This is a genomic window from Hominisplanchenecus sp. (assembly GCF_046967715.1).
Classification (GTDB): Bacteria; Bacillota; Clostridia; order Lachnospirales; family Lachnospiraceae; genus Hominisplanchenecus; species Hominisplanchenecus faecis.
In genome coordinates, this window is record NZ_JBKVNQ010000105.1 from 3,884 (window position 1) to 4,458 (window position 575).

Sequence of the window (575 nt, forward strand, 5' to 3'; positions counted from 1 at the left end):
GGTTTGATGTTTCCGGTTCTTGTATAACCGCGGCTGGACTGGATGAACAATCCTCCGGTCGCATGGTTATAAGCAGCACAGGTGATGATTCCTTCTGCATTTGACGGGCAGACGATCGTTGTATCCGGATTGGAATTCAAAAAGCGGGTATTTTCCATGGCAAATCCCGAAATCGGAAGCCAGATATGGAAAATACCAGAAGAAATCTGCCTTGGATAGATCTGAAATCCCCAGATGCCGGGTGTTGGATTCTGCACTCTCAGAAAGACAAGCTGACCTCCGGATGCGATCTCCACCGGCTCATAGGAGACCTCGATCACCGTCTGTTCCAGCAGAAAGGAAATGCTGGTGACAGAGCCGGCTCTTGGTGGGATCGGCGGGATCGTCTCTCCAAGCGGTGAGATCATGCCGACTGCAAACAGATCCGGCGGCGAAGCCCAAAGTTCCATGGTAAATCCTCCCTCATTTTCCGGGACAAGTACCTCGACATTCTGATAATCGGAAGTATTTTCCATTTTTCCGTAAAAATGATGTCCCCTCCCGGCCTCATTCCCGGCGGCAGAAACGACATAGAC

The 575-nt window shown here is 50.8% G+C and carries 1 pseudogene; it reads right to left on the bottom strand.

What is annotated here, in order from left to right:
- Positions 1–575, bottom strand: a pseudogene (locus ACLTL4_RS11005) (protease); the annotation flags it as partial.